The 16,311-nt window shown below is 60.4% G+C and carries 19 protein-coding genes and 2 pseudogenes; 8 read left to right on the plus strand and 13 right to left on the minus strand.

Features of this window, described 5'->3' with window-relative positions:
- Both E3W21_RS04425 and E3W21_RS04430 read right to left on the minus strand, forming a co-directional pair.
- On the minus strand, positions 1-1,002 hold a 1,002-nt coding region (locus E3W21_RS04425), incomplete at its 3' end, for an NAD(P)/FAD-dependent oxidoreductase (RefSeq protein WP_256661506.1).
- Positions 1,003-1,018: 16 nt separating this feature from the next.
- Positions 1,019-1,186: pseudogene (locus E3W21_RS04430) on the minus strand (MFS transporter); the annotation flags it as partial.
- Between the two features lie 3 nt (positions 1,187-1,189).
- Between E3W21_RS04430 and E3W21_RS04435 the strand changes: the two are divergent.
- Together E3W21_RS04435 and E3W21_RS04440 are read left to right on the plus strand one after the other, a co-directional pair.
- Positions 1,190-1,336 (plus strand): annotated as a pseudogene (locus E3W21_RS04435) (OprD family outer membrane porin); the annotation flags it as partial.
- Positions 1,337-1,616: 280 nt separating this feature from the next.
- Positions 1,617-1,934 (plus strand): DUF2388 domain-containing protein, encoded by a 318-nt coding sequence (locus tag E3W21_RS04440; RefSeq protein WP_111449117.1) that lies wholly within the window; start codon positions 1,617-1,619, stop codon positions 1,932-1,934.
- Positions 1,935-1,985: 51 nt separating this feature from the next.
- Here the strand turns inward: E3W21_RS04440 and E3W21_RS04445 are convergent, their stop codons facing one another.
- Positions 1,986-2,918, minus strand: a complete 933-nt coding sequence (locus E3W21_RS04445; protein ID WP_134418580.1) for a pyridoxal-phosphate dependent enzyme — start codon at positions 2,916-2,918, stop codon at positions 1,986-1,988.
- A 67-nt stretch (positions 2,919-2,985) separates the two neighbouring features.
- Entirely contained in the window at positions 2,986-3,777 is a 792-nt protein-coding gene (locus tag E3W21_RS04450) for an SDR family oxidoreductase (protein WP_134418581.1), read from the minus strand.
- A 123-nt stretch (positions 3,778-3,900) separates the two neighbouring features.
- On the opposite strand from E3W21_RS04450, the gene E3W21_RS04455 reads away from it, so the two are divergent.
- Both E3W21_RS04455 and E3W21_RS04460 read left to right on the plus strand, forming a co-directional pair.
- Entirely contained in the window at positions 3,901-4,839 is a 939-nt protein-coding gene (locus E3W21_RS04455; RefSeq protein WP_134418582.1) for a GlxA family transcriptional regulator, read from the plus strand.
- Between the two features lie 128 nt (positions 4,840-4,967).
- Entirely contained in the window at positions 4,968-5,627 is a 660-nt protein-coding gene (locus tag E3W21_RS04460) for an isoprenylcysteine carboxylmethyltransferase family protein (protein WP_134418583.1), read from the plus strand.
- Between the two features lie 105 nt (positions 5,628-5,732).
- Here the strand turns inward: E3W21_RS04460 and E3W21_RS04465 are convergent, their stop codons facing one another.
- The 6 genes from E3W21_RS04465 to E3W21_RS04490 form a co-directional block, all read right to left on the minus strand.
- On the minus strand, positions 5,733-6,401 hold the full coding sequence (locus E3W21_RS04465; protein WP_134418584.1) for an HAD-IA family hydrolase: 669 nt from the start codon (positions 6,399-6,401) through the stop codon (positions 5,733-5,735).
- A gap of 112 nt (positions 6,402-6,513) precedes the next feature.
- Complete coding sequence (locus E3W21_RS04470) at positions 6,514-6,726, minus strand: DUF1059 domain-containing protein (protein ID WP_008156959.1); 213 nt, start codon at positions 6,724-6,726, stop codon at positions 6,514-6,516.
- Positions 6,727-6,901: 175 nt separating this feature from the next.
- Complete coding sequence (locus E3W21_RS04475; protein WP_134418585.1) at positions 6,902-7,309, minus strand: response regulator; 408 nt, start codon at positions 7,307-7,309, stop codon at positions 6,902-6,904.
- Positions 7,310-7,491: 182 nt separating this feature from the next.
- A complete protein-coding gene (locus E3W21_RS04480) occupies positions 7,492-7,788 on the minus strand; it encodes a pentapeptide MXKDX repeat protein (RefSeq protein ID WP_134418586.1) in 297 nt (98 codons plus the stop codon).
- Positions 7,789-7,859: 71 nt separating this feature from the next.
- A complete protein-coding gene (locus E3W21_RS04485; protein WP_134418587.1) occupies positions 7,860-8,645 on the minus strand; it encodes a molybdopterin-dependent oxidoreductase in 786 nt (261 codons plus the stop codon).
- Positions 8,642-9,262: a cytochrome b/b6 domain-containing protein gene (locus E3W21_RS04490; protein ID WP_129436774.1), complete on the minus strand. Its 621-nt coding sequence runs from the start codon at positions 9,260-9,262 to the stop codon at positions 8,642-8,644. The genes E3W21_RS04485 and E3W21_RS04490 overlap by 4 nt, the downstream gene beginning before the upstream one ends.
- A 170-nt stretch (positions 9,263-9,432) precedes the next feature.
- Between E3W21_RS04490 and E3W21_RS04495 the strand changes: the two genes are divergently transcribed.
- Positions 9,433-10,374 carry a class I SAM-dependent methyltransferase gene (locus tag E3W21_RS04495; RefSeq protein WP_129436775.1) on the plus strand — a complete coding sequence of 314 codons (942 nt, stop codon included), beginning with the start codon at positions 9,433-9,435 and terminating at the stop codon, positions 10,372-10,374.
- A 93-nt stretch (positions 10,375-10,467) separates the two neighbouring features.
- On the opposite strand, the gene E3W21_RS04500 is transcribed toward E3W21_RS04495, so the two are convergent.
- Entirely contained in the window at positions 10,468-11,241 is a 774-nt protein-coding gene (locus E3W21_RS04500) for a helix-turn-helix transcriptional regulator (RefSeq protein ID WP_134418588.1), read from the minus strand.
- 111 nt (positions 11,242-11,352) lie between these two features.
- On the opposite strand from E3W21_RS04500, the gene E3W21_RS04505 reads away from it, so the two are divergent.
- Together E3W21_RS04505 and E3W21_RS04510 are read left to right on the plus strand one after the other, a co-directional pair.
- A complete protein-coding gene (locus E3W21_RS04505; protein WP_134418589.1) occupies positions 11,353-12,456 on the plus strand; it encodes an extracellular solute-binding protein in 1,104 nt (367 codons plus the stop codon).
- A gap of 204 nt (positions 12,457-12,660) precedes the next feature.
- Entirely contained in the window at positions 12,661-13,782 is a 1,122-nt protein-coding gene (locus E3W21_RS04510) for a P1 family peptidase (protein WP_134418590.1), read from the plus strand.
- On the opposite strand, the gene E3W21_RS04515 is transcribed toward E3W21_RS04510, so the two are convergent.
- A complete protein-coding gene (locus E3W21_RS04515; protein ID WP_134418591.1) occupies positions 13,739-14,389 on the minus strand; it encodes an NAD(P)H-dependent oxidoreductase in 651 nt (216 codons plus the stop codon). The two genes, E3W21_RS04510 and E3W21_RS04515, sit on opposite strands and share 44 nt — an antisense overlap.
- A gap of 86 nt (positions 14,390-14,475) precedes the next feature.
- Here E3W21_RS04515 and E3W21_RS04520 point away from each other — a divergent pair, with 86 nt between their 5' ends.
- Positions 14,476-15,156, plus strand: coding sequence for a TetR/AcrR family transcriptional regulator (locus E3W21_RS04520; RefSeq protein ID WP_129436780.1), 681 nt, complete (start codon positions 14,476-14,478; stop codon positions 15,154-15,156).
- A 252-nt stretch (positions 15,157-15,408) separates the two neighbouring features.
- On the opposite strand, the gene E3W21_RS04525 is transcribed toward E3W21_RS04520, so the two are convergent.
- The gene (locus E3W21_RS04525; RefSeq protein ID WP_134418592.1) at positions 15,409-16,131 is read right to left on the minus strand and encodes a GNAT family N-acetyltransferase; all 723 of its coding nucleotides are present in this window, start codon (positions 16,129-16,131) and stop codon (positions 15,409-15,411) included.
- Between the last annotated feature and the right edge of the window lie 180 nt (positions 16,132-16,311).

The raw sequence follows: 16,311 nt of genomic DNA on the forward strand, positions 1-16,311 counted from the left end.
GGCCGGACCACTGATGACAAAGTCGGCCGCCGGCTCGGTCGGGCCCGTGATTTTCGGGCGGATACCGCTGTAGGCCGGTTTCAGGCTGTTATCGGGCAACGCCGGCCAGTAGCGCCGGATTGCCTCGTAGAAGCCATCGGCTCGGCGTGGATCCACACGGAAATCGACGTGATCGACCCATTCGACGTCCGGCCCAAAGCGCGCCTGACCGCCCAGATCCAGCGTCATGTGCACACCCAACCCCGCACTCTCCGGGGCCGGATACACCAAATGCCGGAACGGCGCCCGGCCGCTGAAACTGAAATAGCTGCCCTTGCATAGCCGGGCAGTTGGAACGTGCTGCGACGGCAAGCCTTCAATCCGGCTCGCCACCTCAGGCGCGGACAATCCCGCGCAATTGATCAACGCACGGCAGCTCAAGGTAATCGGTTGGGCGCCGCCCATCCGCAATTCGAAACCTTGCTCGGTGCAACGGGCCGACGCCAGCGGCGTATGAAAAACCAGCGACGTGCCACTGGCCTCGGCATCCGCCTGAAGCGCCAGCATCAGGGCATGGGAATCGACAATCCCGGTGGACGGTGACCAGAGCGCAGCGACGCAGGACACTGCCGGTTCAAGTTCCCGCGCCTGTTCGGCGTCCAGCCATTGCAGGTCATCAACGCCATTGTGCAGGCCCTGCTCCAGCAATTTGCGCAAGGCTGCGCATTGACCGTCATCCGTGGCCACGATCAGCTTGCCCAGGCGCTGGTAATCGACGCCGCGCTCATCGCAAAAGGCGTAAAGGCGTTGTTTGCCCTCCACGCACACTTGCGCCTTGAGGCTGCCGCTCGGGTAGTAAATGCCGGCGTGGATCACTTCCGAATTGCGCGAACTGATGCCCACGCCAATGCCCTCGCCCGCCTCCACCAGGATCACTTCCCGCCCGCTGCGGGCCAGGGCTCTGGCGACCGCCAGCCCGACCACTCCGGCCCCGACCACCACGCATTCGATATCGACGCTCACCTGCCCTCCGCTCCTTTCACGCCAGCCCTCGTTCCCGATAATCGATCAGGCTGGAGAATATCGCCAGCAGCATGGCCATGACCACGAAGAAGATCAGCATCAGGAAGTACGACCCGGTGAACTGCACGATCAGCCCGATCAGGATCGGCACGATCACCCCGGCCATGTTCCCGCAGAAGTTCATACCCAGAAAGAATGGGAGCGGGACATCGCTCTGGACTACGTGATTCAGTCCGGCACGCTTAAAGGTGTCGGATTCGGATGGCGTAACGGCGCGTCCCACAACCAGGATCAGAATCGCTTGATCGTGAGCTACAGCATTCCTTTGCTTTAGCAGAGCGACCTAAGCCCGCCTTGCCTCTTGGACTCAGCGCTGACACTGGGTCAGCGCTTTGCCTGGGCTGACCAATGGCCGCGGCCCGCGCGTGCGGCGAAGCAAAGCGAGCTGATCCAGCGTTTTCGGTGGAGATTATTGTGTGTGCGGCGAGGATCTGAGCCTTTTCAGACGCAGGCGTTGGACTGATCACGCATCGACAGGGAACTCCTGACGACCGCCACGCATCTTACAGATGAGGTACTTCCTTTTTTGCTTCACGCTTTCAGAGGACACCGTCATGCGCCGTCTGATTATCATCTCTTCCCTTTTGCTGTGTTTACCCTTCGGCTCCGCTATGGCCAAAGTGGATGCGGGCGATGTCGCCACGTCAGCCGGGGTTTCCGCATCGTTGTACTCGACGTTCAAGGACCACAAACTCATGATTCCTGCCCGGGATGACGCCTCCAGCTTCGTTGCCAGTGGCGGCGCGATTCGTGGTGTTTATCTGGAGTCATACTTAAAGCAGATTCGTCAGGAACATCCCGGCCTCAACGCCAGCGACGAAGACCTGGCCAGAGCGATCCTCGTCCAGGAAGGCGTTGCCGCGGGCCAATAAAGGCTGAAAAAGTAGCGGTGGGGCTGCAGCACCCGGATAGCGTTTGCAGCCCTACCTTGCTTCAACACCGGTGGATAATCGCGCCCAACCCGCCACCAATTGCGCGCTGATGCTCACGCCGCCGCACACCACAATCACCACATCATGGGCCTCGGCAATCGCCGGATGGTCCAGGTATCCAATCGCCAACGAAACGCCGCACGCCGGCTCGACCAACTGACGCAGGTCGTTGGCGTAACGCACCACGCCCATGATCGCCTCGTCATCGCTGAGCGCGACACACTCGTGCGGGAAATCGAGGATATGCTGCACCGGCCAGGCGGCCACCTGAGTCGCGCCGAGCGACTTGGCGACCGTATCGATCCGGGGGAATTTGACCGGATGTCCGGCACTGACAGCGGCGGCAAAAGACGCAGAACCCTGGGTTTCACACGCGATGATCCGGCAGTCCATGCGCTTGTGGCGAATCAATCCGGTGAGAATCCCCGCCAGCAAACCTCCACCCCCTACCGACATCACGAGCGCATCGACCTGAGGACAATCCTCAAGGATTTCGTCGACCATCGTGCTGTGCCCTTCCCACAACACCGGGTGATCGAAGGCCGGTACGTATTCGGTATCAGCGCCCTGCGCGAGTTCTTTGGCCCGTAGATTGGCTTCGTCCCAGACCTTGCCATGAACGATCACCTCGGCACCGGTTTTGCGGATTTTTGCGCGGGTGGTTTCCGGCGTGGTGTTCGGCACCACAATGCAGGCTTTCAACCCCAGTCTGGCGGCAGCCACGGCGGTGGCGAACCCGGCGTTGCCGCCGGAAGGACAGATCACTTTGCGTTTCCCTTGCTCCGCCGCCTGGCTGCACAAGAGCCCAATACCGCGAAGTTTGAAAGAGCCGCTCGGTTGCAGGTTTTCCAGCTTGAGCCATATTCGTCGAGATGGGGTCGACAGGTCTGGATGCAGAATCAACGGCGTTCTGATGTGAAGCATGGCGGAGCTCCTTTAGGGTGAACGGTCCTAATCCAAGCTTAGTTCACCCGGCCCCACGGTTACCGCTTCAGCGATAACGCGGTGCTGCCGTGGAATTGCCGAACAAGCCTGAAAGCCTCTGACGCTGGGCTTCGTAGGCATCCCACTTATCGCCTTGGTGCAGGCCCGGAATGGTCACCACTTCGCCTTGCGCCAACCCCGTCAACGCCGCATCGACCATGTCCTGGGCGGACATCACGATCTCTTGCGGCAGGTTTTCCACCGGGTTGCCGGCCTCGCTCCAGAAGTCGGTGGCGGTAGCGCCGGGCAATACGGCCTGGATCCGAATGCCTTTGTCGGCCAGCTCGCGGTGCATCGATTGGCTCAGGCCGAGGACAAATGCCTTGGTCCCGCCATACACGCCGTTGAGAATTTCCGGGGCGATGGCAACGATCGAGGAGATATTGATCACCGTCCCGGTGCCGCGAGCGACGAAGCCTGGCACCACCGCGTAAGCCAGGCGCATCAACGCGGTCACGTTGAGGGTGATCATGTCTTCCATGTCATCCACGGGGCTGCCGAGCAGCGGCATGACAGCGCCGACCCCGGCGTTGTTGACCAACCGGGTGATACTCGCGTCGGAGCGTAGAATTTCTTCGACCCGCCGCAAGTCGGCCTTGTCTTTCAAATCGGCGGCGACCACTTCCACGGCGCGGCCGGTTTCATTACTCAAGTGGTTGGCCAGGGCGCTCAGTTTCGCCTGGCTGCGGGCGACCAGAATCAGATCGTAACCCTGCCGCGCGAGACGGTCGGCATACACCGCGCCGATGCCCGAAGAAGCGCCAGTGATCAGAGCGGTACCTTTGGATGAGAGGGCCATGTCGATTTCCTTCACAGTGAGGCGATAACTTCGCCGGGTGTGAACCGTTATAAAGGGTCTAACGGCCGTCTCAAATGACGTTTAAAGTACGTTTTTCGGACATGACCTTTTGAGGACATCTCGATGACTTCCGTGGCATTTGTAGTGTTTGAAGGGTTCCAGTCCATGGCGCTGGCGGCCATGCCGGTGTTCGAGTACGCCAACTTCAGCGCCGGCGAGGCGCTTTATGACGTCAGCGTATTGTCCGAAGACGGCCGCACATTACGCGCTTCCGGTGGGCTGAGCGTCGGCACCGAGGCCTTTGGTGAGCGGGTGTTCGATACGGTGATTGTGGTGGGCGGCGATGCCATCCTCGAGCAGGCACCCGAAGGCGTGCTGAGTTACCTGCGCGACAGCGTTAAAACCGCACGGCGCACGGCGTCGATCTGCTCCGGGGCGTTCGTCCTGGCCCAGGCCGGTTTGCTCGACGGACGGCGGGCCACGACCCACTGGGCTTATGCACGGGAGCTGCAAGCGCGGTTTCCGTCGATCAAGGTCGAAGAAGACCGCATCTACGTCGTCGACGGTTCGATCTGGACCTCCGCCGGGATGACCGCCGGCATCGACCTGGCGCTGGCCATGGTGGAAAAGGATCACGGCGCCGCACTGGCCCGTTCCGTGGCGCAGAAACTGGTGATGTACCACCGCCGCGCAGGCGGCCAGTCGCAACACTCGGCGCTGCTGGAACTGGAAGCGAAATCCGACCGCATTCAAACAGTCCTCGGCTATGCGCGAGAACACCTCACCGAGACGTTGTCGGTGGAGCAACTGGCAGACGTCGCGCGCCTCAGCCCTCGGCAGTTCAGCCGAGCCTTCCGGGCGGAAACCGGTCAATCACCGGCCAAAGCCATCGAAAACCTGCGCCTGGAAACGGCGCGGCAGATGCTGGAACGCGGGCGCCTGACCCTCGATCAGATCGCCGAAGAATCCGGCTTCAGCGACTGCCGCCGCATGCGCGAAGCCTTCCTTCGGGCGTTCGGACAGCCGCCGCAGGTGATTCGGCGTAATGCCAGGGCCCTGTAGGAGCTGCCGAAGATTCGGGCCGCGTTCGGACGATCTTTTGATCTTGTTTTTAAAAGCGAAGATCAAAAGATCGCAGCCTGCGGCAGCTCCTACAATGAACGGTGTCAGGTCCGTTTGTGGAGGTGCAGATGAAAATCTCGGCCAAACTGGCGTTTTTCGCCGTTGTTTCCACCCTCGCCTACCTTGGGCTCGCGGTGTGGGGGCTTGGCGGATTATCGGCGTTTTTCTCTCATGCACCGCTGGTGGTCATTGCGCTTGCCACTTTGGTGATGGCCATCGCGTCCTTGTTCACCGAGGTCAACCTGAGTTCCGGCGAACGTGAAGACCGGGCCAATCGCTGGGTGCTGCCGGCGTTCGGGGTGATCGGATTATTGAGCGGGTACCTGCCGGCCTATACCGACCGAATCGACATCTGGACCTTTGGTGGTGAAGGTGTGCGCTGGCTCGGGGCGTTGCTGTTCATCATCGGCGGCACGCTGCGGCTGTGGCCGGTGTTTGTGCTGGGCAAGCGTTTCAGTGGACTGGTGGCGATTCAGCCGGGGCACACGCTGGTCACCGACGGGATTTATCGCACCTTGCGCAACCCCAGTTATCTGGGGCTGATGATCACTGCAGTGGGCTGGGCATTGGCTTTTCGCTCCGGCGTTGGCCTGTTGCTGGCCGCGGTGACGCTGATCCCGCTGATCGCCCGCATTCACGCCGAAGAAGGGCTGTTAGGGGCGCAGTTCGGCAGTGAATACGAGGCTTATTGCGCCCGCAGTTGGCGGTTGATTCCCGGGGTTTACTGAAACAACACAACCCTAATGTGGGAGCGAGCTTGCTCGCGAATGCGGTGTGTCATTCGCCATCGATGTGCCGGACACACCGCTTTCGCGAGCAAGCCCGCTCCCACATTAGATTTTCTGTAGGCGGACATGTTCCTCAGGGTCTACTAGCGCGACGACCGAGTCGTAGCTGGCCAATGTGGCATGCGGGGTCTGGAGCGGATGGTCGTGGGTCGCGGTCACCACGATAAGGCCCGCGCCCGCTGTCTCGGCGGCGAGAATGCCCACGGTGGCGTCTTCGAAAATCAGGCAATCGGCCGGTTCAACGCCCAAGCGTTTGGCCGCCAGTCGATAGCCCGCAGGATCGGGTTTTCCGGCGCTGACGTCTTCGGCAGTGACCATCACCAAAGGCTGCGCAATACCCGCCGCGGCCATCCGCCGCAGCGCCAATGCCTTCGGCGCGGAGGTGATGATCGCCCACTGGTTCGCGGGTAGCGACTTCAGAAAGTCTGCCGCGCCAGGCACCTCGATGATCCCCTCGACATCCTCGATTTCCGCCTCGGTGATGAACGCAGCTTCAGCCTCGGCATCCACCCCGGGCAACGCCAGGCGATTGATGGTGTCGATGGCGCGAACGCCATGGATAGTGGGCAGGAATGAGACGACATCAACGCCGTGGCGCAAGGCCCAGGCCGCCCAGATCCGCTCGGCAGCGGCGATGGAATTGAGGACGGTGCCGTCCATATCGAACAGAAAAGCGCGGTACGGGGTGTTGAAGACAGATTCTTGAGCAGACAAGGGGGAGCTACCTCTCGCAAGTGCCAGGCGGGTTCGCCGAGCAATGTAGCATTTGCGAGGAGCTGCCGAACGCGGCCCCAACCTTCGGCAACTCCTGCAGAGGATTTCCTTGCTAAGCGGGACGCGGTGCTTCAACAGGCGGGGTGCCGTCGTGAAACATCGTCTTCAGTTGAGCACGCAGTTCCGGTGAGTCGGTGTGCTTGTGAACACTGACCGCATGCTGTGCGGCGGCCTCGAGCAGTTCGTTTTCAGAGTCTGCGGACAGTGCGACCGAGCATTTGGCATCGCTTGGAAACTCGCGGCAGTCGATGTATTTACGCGCCATGATCTTCTCCTCCCTACGACGAAGGCAGGCCGTGGCCTGCGTGAACGATCACTCGACGCGCCATCCCATCCATCAAACACGATTGCAGGTCGCACCGAGTGTGCCGACTCTTGAAGTATAGGCCCGCCACAAGGCGCAACGTGACAGGTTGTAGTGATCTGATGTGCCGCAGGTTCTAAAGGGTACGTTTCGACTTCAAGGCACCTTCCACACAGTCCAGCAACTGCCCAAGCGCCCACGGTTTCTTGATGAACGACACCGAATGCCTGACCCCGGCGCTTTCGGGCGTTTCGAAACCGGACATGATCATGATCGGTTTGTCCGGCCAGCGGTCGCCAAACAGATTGGCCAGGTCCGCACCATTGAGTTTGCCTGGCATGGTGATGTCCGTGAGCAATAGACGGACGCCGTCCGAGTGTTGCTCCAGATACTTCGACGCGGCATCCGCGCTGGTCTGCGGTTCAACCACAAAGCCTTCTTCCTGAAGAATTTCGCAGAGAAACTCCAGGATCAGCGGGTCGTCCTCAACCACAAGAATCAACCCGCCAGGAAGGAGCTCACCCGCCGTCGATACTGGACTCATGACCGTGACACTCCCTGATTGCATGAATGATTTCGCGCGCTTAAATCCGCCACCTATCAGGTATGAGCAGCGGACTTCGCGGAAATTCATTTTTGATACAACCGGGCGATTAAATCGGGCGCCATACAGCGGTGTATGGGCGCCTGCAAACCAGGGTCTGGCCTCGACGGAGGGTGTTCGGATCAGTACGAAGGAGCCTCTTTTTTCATTGTGTCCTTGGACATCGCGTCCTTCTTCATTCCGTCCTTGCTCATGGCGTCCTTGGACATGTTGTCTTTCTTCATCGCGTCCTTGCTCATGGAATCCTTGGTCATGGCGTCCTTTTTCATCGTGTCTTTATGCATGGCGTCTTTAGACATTGAATCCTTGCTCATGCTGTCGTTGCTCATGCCGTTATTGGTTGTAGCATCGGCGGCAAACACGCTGGCGGTGCCAAACACCAGGCACATGGACAGTACGGTGGTCGCTAACTTTTTCATGATGGAACTCCTTGAAGCACAGGTTGCGAATGAGCGCAGCGGGCGCTACGCAGTGAAGTGGCCAGGCGCCATCAGCTACCACCGAACCAGTTGTAGCCCTGGTCTTCCCAGTAGCCACCCGGATAGGTGTTGGTGACGAACATCGCCTGAATGTGTTTGGGATTCTTGTAGCCCAGCTTGGTGGGCATACGCAGCTTCATCGGGAAGCCGTACTGGCGAGGCAGCACCGCGCCGTCATAGGTCAGCGTCAACAAGGTTTGCGAATGCAGCGCGGTGGCCATGTCGATGCTGGTGTAGTAGTCGTCCGCGCATTTGAAGCCGACATATTTGGCATCCGGGTCGGCACCGACCCGCTTCAGGAAGTCGCTGAACCGTACGCCGCCCCAGCGCCCGATCGCGCTCCAGCCTTCGACGCAGATGTGTCGGGTAATCTGTTCGGTCTGGGCCATGGCACGCAGTTCTTCCAGGCGCCAGCTGCGCTTGTCGGCGACCATGCCGGTCACTTCCAGTCGATAACTCTCTTCCTCCACCGTCGGCGCCTCGTCAATGCCGTAAAAGGCATTGAACGGAAACGGTCGGGTGATCATTGACTCGGGATAGGTCGGCGCCAGTGCATTGGGGTTGAACAACCAGCCCTGCACCCGATCGTTGAACCGGGACATGGAGGACAACGCGGTGTCGACGCTTTCGTTGTCGGTGAGGTTGCAGCCGGACAACATGGCCACGCCGCCGAGGGTCAGGCTGCGCATCAGGAACGAGCGTCGCGAGCGGTCCTCGATCTGTGGGGCAATGATTTTCCTGGCATCTGTCAGGATGGACGACTCGTCCAGCCCTGAGCCTTGAATGCGCTTTTTCATACGACCTCCTTGCGACCGACAATCATGGCCCACAACGTTTTGGGAACCAGCGCGACCATCACCAGATGAACCGCGACAAAGGCCACCAACAGCGACATCGCGATGAAGTGCACGTGCCGCGCGACTTCGTAACCGCCCAGCAGTTCACGCAACAGCGGAAACTGGACGGACTTCCACAACACCAGACCGGAAATCACCAGCAGCGTGATGTCGACCATCACGAACAGGTACGCCACCCGTTGCACGTGGTTGTAATGACTCAGATCGGCATGCCCCAACCGCCCTCTCAACGCGGCCCACAGGTCATGCAGGACACCTTTAGGCGAAACCGGGAAAAAGCGCCGTTTCAGACGACCACTGACGAGGTTGATGATCAGGTAGACAAGACCGTTGACGGCCAGAAACCACATCGCCGCGAAATGCCATTGCAATGCGCCGCCGAGCCATCCACCCAAGGTGATCGTTTTGGGAAAACTGAAGTCGTACAGCGGGGAAGCGTTATAGATTCGCCAACCGCTGGTGACCATGACCAGCACCGCCAAGGCGTTCAGCCAATGGGTCAGCCGTAGCCAGCGGGGATGGCTGCTGACGGCGGGTGAAGCAGGTAGCTGCGACATGATGGGCTCCCGGCGGTTGATCGTTGGAGCCGAGTATGTAGGCCTACAGATCGCCAAATCCTCACGTAAAGTTAAATTAAACGTGATAACTACCCCCCAATAGCCTGTGGGAGCGAGCTTGGCTCAATTGTGGTTAAAATGCCGCCCCAACAAATTGCTGGCCCTGCCCGATGAACGCTGACGCTCTCTCCACCCTCCACGACCATTTACTGACGGCTCTGGCGGCTGCCCCCGCCGAAACCCGCCGGCTGTTCCACGGCCGTGGCCGGTGCTGGCCGGGGCTGGAGCAATTGACTGTCGACTGGTTGCAGGGCGTGGTGCTGGTGTCGCTGTTCAAGGAACCCGACGCGTCGCAGCTGGAAGCGTTGAAACAGAAGCTGATGGATGTCACGCACTCGCCTGCGTGGACGCAATCCGGCGCGCACACGCTCCTGCTGCAACATCGCTACCTGCTGCAAAGCACCACCGAGTGGCTGTTGGGGGACGCGATCGACGAGATGACGATCACCGAGGGCGGTTTGCATTACCGGGTGGACCTGGGCCGCAAACAGAACACCGGCCTGTTCCTCGACATGCGTTATGGCCGCGACTGGGTGCGGGCCAATGCCCAGGGCAAGCGCGTGCTGAATCTGTTCGCCTACACCTGCGGATTCTCGGTAGCGGCCATCGAGGGGGGAGCAACGCACGTGGTCAATCTGGACATGTCCAGCCCGGCCCTGAGCCGTGGCCGCGACAATCACCGACTCAACGGCCACGACCTGAGCAAGGTGACTTTCCTCGGACATGACCTGTTCAAGTCCTGGGGCAAGGTGATTGGCAAGGGCCCTTACGACCTGGTGATCATCGACCCGCCGTCCTTTCAGAAAGGCAGTTTTCTGCTGACCAAGGACTACCAGCGCGTGCTGCGCCGACTGCCGGAACTGCTCAGCCCACAGGGCACGGTGCTGGCGTGCATGAACGATCCGGCGTTCGGTGCGGACTTCCTCATCGACGGCGTCACCCGCGAAGCACCGAGCCTGCGTTTCGAGCAACGGCTGGATAATCCACCGGAGTTTCCGGACGCCGATGTTGAATGCGGGTTGAAGGCGCTGGTGTTCAGGCTGGCTAGCTAAAAATCAAAAGATCGCAGGCTTCGCCAGCTCCTACGTTGGGATGGCGTACACCCTGTAGGAGCTGGCGAAGCCTGCGATCTTTTGATGTTGATTTCAATGCGGCTGCAACACCAAAGCAAACAACTCACCATGCCCATTCACATTGAGCTTGTGATAGAGATTGCGCCGGTGCACTTTCACCGTCTCCGGGGAAATGCCCATCTGCTGGGCGATGGCCTTGCTTGAGAAGCCCTGAAGAATCAGCCGTGCCGTTTCGATTTCCCGCACCGACAGGCGCGCATCGAAACGATCCAGCAGGGTCGCCAGATCCCCGGCCACCGCTTCGGCGGCCGGTCCTTCCGGCGGCATCAATTGCAGGTGACGGCGCATAGCCGCCAGCACCCAATCGCGCACGCAAAGCAGGCGCCCCTGTTCCTCAAGCGTGAATCGCGTCGAGCGTCCCAACGACAAACCGAGCACGGCGCCCTCGACATTGACCATGAACTGCAACTCGTCACCGCCCACCACAGTACGGAAATAGCTCAGGTAGTACTCGCTCTGCTGGAACTGGTCGGGGGCCACCGATTCGAGGCTGTGCAAGCCGTCGGCAATGCCGGCACAGGCGGCCTGATAAAACGGATCGAGCAGGTACATGCCGGCGCTGTAATCCGCCAGTTCTTCTTGCTCGGTAGCACCGCCCTTTGAGTCGAAGTCGATCAGCAGGCGCGGCACCCGCCCGGCCCGCATTACCGCGACCAACGCGTTGTCCATCGGCACCAGCAGCCGCAGCGTGTCGACCAGCGCACGCCAGAACCCGTCCTGCCCCAAGGCACCAAATACCCGCGCCAACCCTTGGTGCACCGGTAACTCTTTCAACAACGCGTCCACGCCCTACCCCTTTCGAGTAACCCATGATGGGAATGGGTGAGTCCACTCCCTGCCGATACGCTGCAAGCACCTGATCATCACCGGCCTGCAACAGGCCAGGAGTGCCGCATCATGAGTCGTCACCGCTCGTATATCAATCTTGGACTGGGCACCTGTTTGTCGGTCTCGCTATCGGCGGTTGCCGCCGAGGGCCCGACGGTTCACGTCTACAACTGGTATGACTACATTGGCCCTACGACCCTGCGGGATTTCAAGCGTGACACCGGGATTGCGCCGGTCTATGACACCTTCGACAGTGCCGAAGTGCTGGAGGGCAAATTGCTCACCAGCCGCAGCGGATACGACGTGGTGGTGGCCAGCAACTTCAGCTTGCCGACCCTGATCAAGGCCGGCGCCCTTGCGCCTCTGCCCCACGCTCAGATGCCGGACTTCAAAAACATGGACGCTGACCTGTTGGCAAAACTGGCCAACAACGACCCGGGCAACCAGTACGCCGTGCCGTATCTGTGGGGCACCAATGGCATCGGCTACAACATCGACAAGGTCCGCGCCGCGCTGGGCGACAAGACGCCGGTGGACTCCTGGGACCTGGTGTTCAACGAAGAAAACCTGGCCAAACTCGGCCAGTGCGGCGTGGCCATGCTCGACTCGCCGGCCGAGATGTTGCCGGTCACCCTGCACTACCTCGGCCTGCCCCCCAACAGCACCAACCCCGAGGACTACAAAAAGGCCGAAGCACTGCTGCTCAAGCTGCGTCCACACATCGCCTACTTCAACTCGTCCAAGTTCATCAGCGACCTGGCCAACGGCAACATTTGCGTGGCGGTGGGCTGGTCCGGCGCGATGTTGGAAGCCAAGACCAATGCCGAGCAGGCCAACAATGGGGTGAAAATCGCCTACAGCCTGCCGAAAGAAGGCGCGCCGGTGTGGTTCGACACCCTGGTGTTGCTCAAGGACGCACCACATCCGGAACAGGGTTTGGCCTTCATCGACTACCTGATGCGTCCCGACGTCATAGCGCCGGTCAGTGATCACCTCTCCTACCCCAACGGCAACCGCAGCGCGACGCCACTGGTGGCCGAAGCGACCCGCAACAATCCTGCCGTGTATCCGTCGGCCGAAGCCATGGCCACGTTATTCACGCTTCAGCCCTTGCCGCCCGCCACCGAGCGCGTGCGGACGCGGATCTGGAGCAAAGTCAAAAACGGTCAATAAACCCGATGGGATCTGTAGCAGCTGTCGAGCTTGCGAGGCTGCGTTCGGCTGCGCAGCAGTCGTAAATTCTGAAATCTCGGTCTACCTGGAACAACGCACTGCCTGATTTCACGACTGCTTCGCAGCCGAACGCAGGCTTCGCCAGCTGCTACAGGGATTGTGTTAGCCAATAATTTTTTGAATGAATTGAAGATGAGAGAAACGATGAAACCACGTGCCCGCGACCTGAACATCCAGTTCGGCCAACTGCAACCCGGCCCGCTCAACGCCATCACCGATGTGCCCGGCGTACGGGTCGGCCACAGCAATGTGCGAGGACGCACCTCGACCGGCCGCGACATCCTGACCGGCGTCACCGTGATCGAGCCGCGTGCCGGCTCTACCAGCCTGCAACCATGCTTTGCCGGCGTCCATGTGCTCAATGGCAACGGTGATGCGACCGGTCTTGAATGGATTCGCGAGGCCGGACTGTTGACCAGCCCGATCGCCTTCACCAACACCCACAGCCTGGGTGTGGTGCGCGATGCGCTGGTGACACTGGATCGCCAGAGCCAGCCCGATGACGGGCGACTCTACTGGAGCATGCCGGTGGTGCTGGAGACCTTCGACGGTTTGCTCAACGACATCAACGGTTTCCATGTGAAGGTCGAACATGTGGCCGAAGCCCTGCGCACGGCCGTGGGCGGCCCAGTCATCGAAGGCGCCGTCGGCGGTGGCAGCGGCATGATCTGCCACGAATTCAAGGGTGGGATCGGCACCGCTTCGCGACGTCTGAACAGTGCTCAGGGCGGCTGGACCGTCGGCGCCATCGTCCAGGCCAACCATGGCATCCGCAACGAACTGCGGGTCGACGGTTACCCGGTCGGGCGCTACATGGAAAAGGCCGACTCGCCATTTCTCAAGGCGTCCTTGCCGCATCCGGGTATGGGCTCGATCGTCGTCTGCCTGGCCACCGATGCACCGTTGCTGCCGCATCAGTGCACGCGCCTCGCGCAGCGCGCCAGCCTCGGCCTGGCCCGCACCGGCGGCGGCAATGAAGACCACAGCGGAGACATCTTCATCGCCTTCGCCACCGGCAATCAACACGTGCCGCCGGCCGCTTACGAGAGCAAGCGTGCGCCGACCACCGACAACCTGAGCATGGTCAACAACGACCACATCAGCGAGTTGTTCCTGGCCGCCACTGAAGCGGTGGAGGAAGCAATCATCAATGCCTTACTGGCCTCCGACACCGCCGAAGGCAATGGCCATGCGGTACCGGGACTGGATGCCGGGACGTTGCTCAACGCCTTGCGTCGGGCGGGCTGGCCGGGTGAACAGGGCTAACAGGATTGAGGTGTCTGGATGCCGCAAAGAGCTCGCGACCGAAGCTTTTCGCGGCGTCCAGGTGCACCGTCGGGTCCTGAATTTCCGATTCGAGCAGCAACTCGGACGTCACCACCCGCGCACCGCAATAATCAAAAATGCCATGGTCAATCTGCGTCCTCATGGCCTCGGCATAACCGTGCCGGGCGTAGGTTGCAGCGTCGGCACCGCCCACACCGATCAGGTGAACCCGCAGATGGCCAAGCTTCTTCTCCAGCTTGGCATCGGCAGTGAAATCGAACGCCCAGCCGTTGGCGAACACCCGATCAATCCAGCCCTTGAGCAGCGCCGGCATCGACCACCAATAGACGGGATAGACCAGCACCACCGCATCGGCGCGGTCTATCCGCGCTTGCTCGGCAACCACATCAGCAGGAGGCGGCGCTTCCCGGTGATGCACCGCCAGATCAGCGGCGCTGAACCTCGGATCGAACCCTTCGGCCGAGAGGTCGGCGATTTCAACGGTATGACCGGGATCGTCCAGGGTGATGCCCTGAGCGACTTGCGCAACCAGGCTATGGGTAAGCGAACGAGGATCGTGATGAGCCACAACGATAAGCGCGTGCATGCTGGAAACTCCTGATTGAGAGCACAAGGCGGACCTTATATACTCTTGGTAAGTTACGATCAGTAAGTTACTTTTGGTACATAGCCATGTCAACCACCGAAACAGACGCGCAAGATTCCACGCCGCAACCGCGACGACGAATGTCCCGGGAGGACCGCCAACGCCAGTTGCTGGACGTCGCCTGGCAACTCGTTCGGGAAGAAGGTACGGACGCGCTGACATTGGGGCGACTTGCCGAGCTAGCCGGGATCACCAAACCGGTGGTGTACGATCACTTCACGACGCGCCCCGGGCTGTTGGCGGCGCTCTATCAAGACTTCGATGCCCGGCAGACTGCACTGATGGATGCGGCGCTTCAGGACAGCGAACCGACTTTACCCGGCACCGCCCGGGTGATTGCTTCGTCATACGTCGACTGCGTGCTGCTTCAGGGCAACGAGATTCCCGGCGTCATCGCGGCACTGGCCAGTTCCCCGGAACTGGAGAAGATCAAGCGCGAGTACGAAGCTATTTTCCTGAACAAGTGCCGAACCGCCCTCGCCCCTTTCGCTGGCGTGGGTGAGATCAAGGCAGCGGGATTGCGGGCGATGCTCGGTGCGGCGGAAGCTTTGTCACACGCCGCCGCGAATGCAGAAATCAGCGCCGTGCAGGCACAGGACGAGCTGTACGAAACCATCATTGCAATGGTCGAAAGAAGTGCCCGTGGCGACGTTGGAAACATCGCGGAAACTGACACCAGAAAGATGGATTCGACTAGCGGTACTTGAGCGCCAACCCCCAACTTTCTACGATGATTCTACGCAGCCGCTTGTTTGCTCAAGCCCCTGCGTAGGTGGTGAGTGAACTGAACCCCCAACAAGCTCACCACTTGTTTCATGCGCATCTTGAGCCTCAAGGGCTCTACTTCCTCCCCATCAAAGAGCGTTGAGGCTCTTTTTTAACTGCGCGAAATCCAGACATGAAAAAGCCCTTGGCGCGTTGTCCGCACCAAGGGCTTTTTTTGCGTTGAGTCGAAGCAACTAGACCAACCGCAGTCGAGGTGAAGGAGCTGGCACCGCCCCTTCACCCAATCGCTCCCGAACAAACTCATTCACCTTGCGCGTCATCTGGTCCAGATGCCGGTCACGCTGTTTTTCCGCATCGAGCATGGCCCGCTTGCCGTGTTTTTGCAGCAGGTACGTATGAATCTGTCGCACCTCGAGCGAGCTGTAGATCGACGCCACGTCCAGCACGGCCATCAAGCCATCAGTGCCGTGATCGCGGGTGTTCATCAACACCTGAGTCGCGCGCACGCCCACTACCTGAAACCCCATAGCCTCAAAATAAGGAACCTTGGCGACCGCGCACGTCAGCTCGGCATGAGGGTAGCGGCCGACCATCTCCCGCAGCATCTTTCGGGCGACACCCTGACGCCGATGGCTGGCACTCACCGCCATATACGCAACACCGCATGCATCGGGATCGTCCTTGACCGGCAGGTACAGCAAGAAGCCGACGACCTTCTCGGGGTCGTCTTCGTCGGTCGCGACGAGCAACTCCACCGCAATCCCTTTCGCCCCGTTCAACGCCTCCAGATACAGGTGAACCTCGTAGCCGATCGCGTACTGGTACACGTTGTACAACAGGTTGCTCGGCGCGATAGCGATCATGCTGATGTCGGTCAGGTAATCGACCACCATCTGCAGGATCTGGCTATTGATGTGCTCGGGGCACGGGGTTTTGAAATGGGTGATCTGGGGCATTCGTGGCTCTGACTCTGGGGCGGACGTGAAGAGTGTGTTCGCGGGCGTGCCTATCATAACGTGCTGACGTGACCGAAGGTGGTGTGTCAGTCGACAGCAATGCTGGATGCCCAGGCCCCATCGCGAGCAAGCTCGCTCCCACATTGGATCTGTGGCGTTCACAAATCCCCTGTGGGAGCG

The organism is Pseudomonas sp. F01002 (assembly GCF_004402115.1).
Lineage (GTDB): Bacteria > Pseudomonadota > Gammaproteobacteria > Pseudomonadales > Pseudomonadaceae > Aquipseudomonas > Aquipseudomonas frigoris.

Bases quoted from the DNA above. Each gene is read 5' to 3' on its own strand.
- E3W21_RS04440 (WP_111449117.1), top strand. From the start codon at position 1,617: ATGCGCCGTCTGATTATCATCTCTTCCCTTTTGCTGTGTTTACCCTTC.
- E3W21_RS04445 (WP_134418580.1), bottom strand. From the start codon at position 2,918: ATGCTTCACATCAGAACGCCGTTGATTCTGCATCCAGACCTGTCGACC.
- E3W21_RS04450 (WP_134418581.1), bottom strand. From the start codon at position 3,777: ATGGCCCTCTCATCCAAAGGTACCGCTCTGATCACTGGCGCTTCTTCG.
- E3W21_RS04455 (WP_134418582.1), top strand. From the start codon at position 3,901: ATGACTTCCGTGGCATTTGTAGTGTTTGAAGGGTTCCAGTCCATGGCG.
- E3W21_RS04460 (WP_134418583.1), top strand. From the start codon at position 4,968: ATGAAAATCTCGGCCAAACTGGCGTTTTTCGCCGTTGTTTCCACCCTC.
- E3W21_RS04470 (WP_008156959.1), bottom strand. From the start codon at position 6,726: ATGGCGCGTAAATACATCGACTGCCGCGAGTTTCCAAGCGATGCCAAA.
- E3W21_RS04475 (WP_134418585.1), bottom strand. From the start codon at position 7,309: ATGAGTCCAGTATCGACGGCGGGTGAGCTCCTTCCTGGCGGGTTGATT.
- E3W21_RS04480 (WP_134418586.1), bottom strand. From the start codon at position 7,788: ATGAAAAAGTTAGCGACCACCGTACTGTCCATGTGCCTGGTGTTTGGC.
- E3W21_RS04485 (WP_134418587.1), bottom strand. From the start codon at position 8,645: ATGAAAAAGCGCATTCAAGGCTCAGGGCTGGACGAGTCGTCCATCCTG.
- E3W21_RS04490 (WP_129436774.1), bottom strand. From the start codon at position 9,262: ATGTCGCAGCTACCTGCTTCACCCGCCGTCAGCAGCCATCCCCGCTGG.
- E3W21_RS04495 (WP_129436775.1), top strand. From the start codon at position 9,433: ATGAACGCTGACGCTCTCTCCACCCTCCACGACCATTTACTGACGGCT.
- E3W21_RS04505 (WP_134418589.1), top strand. From the start codon at position 11,353: ATGAGTCGTCACCGCTCGTATATCAATCTTGGACTGGGCACCTGTTTG.
- E3W21_RS04510 (WP_134418590.1), top strand. From the start codon at position 12,661: ATGAAACCACGTGCCCGCGACCTGAACATCCAGTTCGGCCAACTGCAA.
- E3W21_RS04515 (WP_134418591.1), bottom strand. From the start codon at position 14,389: ATGCACGCGCTTATCGTTGTGGCTCATCACGATCCTCGTTCGCTTACC.
- E3W21_RS04520 (WP_129436780.1), top strand. From the start codon at position 14,476: ATGTCAACCACCGAAACAGACGCGCAAGATTCCACGCCGCAACCGCGA.
- E3W21_RS04525 (WP_134418592.1), bottom strand. From the start codon at position 16,131: ATGCCCCAGATCACCCATTTCAAAACCCCGTGCCCCGAGCACATCAAT.